Below are 1,153 nucleotides of genomic sequence, written 5' to 3' on the forward strand. Positions count from 1 at the left end.
AAAAACCGCGCCTCCTTATCGTCACCGGTCCAGTCTCCGACGACCGTGATCCGCGTCCCATCGGCTAACCGAAACGCCGCAATATCCACTGCATCCGCCGTCGAATGCTCGCTCCAACTGGCGCCTTCACGATTGTACATCCGTCGACAGTTGTAGCTGCCGAAGTGCTCAATCTCTTTGACCCGCTGTCCCAATATGCGTTGGGCGGCGGGTTGCACCGCCTCCCATTCCCACACCGCCAACGCAGCTGCGACCGGACAGGCAACGCCCAGATCGGCGGGCGCAAATCCGATCCGCCGCGGCCCGCCGCCCGCAAACCGCACCGCATCGGCGTAGCCACATTCGCTGTCGTCGCGCCGCTCGGGCAGTACCGTGTAGCGTATCCCGGCCTTGTCGAGCACCGCACGGCATGCCGGAAAGTCCGCCGTCAGGCCCGCCAGCTTTCGTCCCGTGAACAGCCCCACCGGCTGCCCCAGATCGAGTTCGGTCCACGGCAAATCCTGCGGCCGGTTCTTCGCAAGCGCATAGAGCGCCAGTCCAAGCGTCAGCAGCAAGGCGGCGACGACGATCGCGCCAGCCCCGTGTCGGACCATTTTCATGCCCTGAGCGCCGCTCCAATGGGCTGTGACGTTACCGGATAGCCCAGTCCTTCGGGAATACAAAGGTGCTCGACCCCGCCCCGGTCCTCAGCCCATGGCGTGATCGTCGTGACCGCGTGCGCACGGGCATCGGCCACCGCTTCGGCAAAGCTGTCGAATTGTGCCAGCCGTTCCAGATTGCGCCGCGTCGGAAAGACAATGCGCACCCGCCCGGCATCAGCATCGTCCAGCACTTGCCGCGCGCTTGCCCAGAACAGGCGCACATTTTCGTTGCCGTCCGCCACCGGTGCCCCTGCCCCTTCCGGCCAGCGCGCCAGGTAGAAGCGGGTATCGAACACCCGGTGTGCAACGCCCTGATGCGGCAGCCACCGTGCGAAAGGCACCAGTGCATCAAGATCGAGACGGCACCCGGCCAGCACTTCACCGGGCGCCTCGCCAGCATATAGTGCAGCCCGCGCCGTGGCGATGTCGAGCGTTCCTTGCACGCCGATCGCCAGCCCTGCTTCCTCGATCGTTTCCCGGATCGCGGCGATGCGCGCGGCGACGTCATCGGC

At 65.7% G+C, this 1,153-nt stretch carries 2 protein-coding genes; both read right to left on the bottom strand.

Features of this window, described 5'->3' with window-relative positions; translation table 11 throughout:
- Positions 1–599: extensin-like domain-containing protein (locus U1769_RS25205; protein WP_332720901.1), on the bottom strand; the 599-nt coding region annotated here is incomplete at its 3' end.
- Positions 596–1,153 (bottom strand): NUDIX hydrolase (locus tag U1769_RS25210; protein WP_332720902.1); only part of this gene is annotated, 558 nt, incomplete at its 5' end. The genes U1769_RS25205 and U1769_RS25210, both read right to left, overlap by 4 nt.

Source organism: Parasphingomonas zepuensis (assembly GCF_036663735.1).
Classification (GTDB): Bacteria; Pseudomonadota; Alphaproteobacteria; order Sphingomonadales; family Sphingomonadaceae; genus Sphingomonas.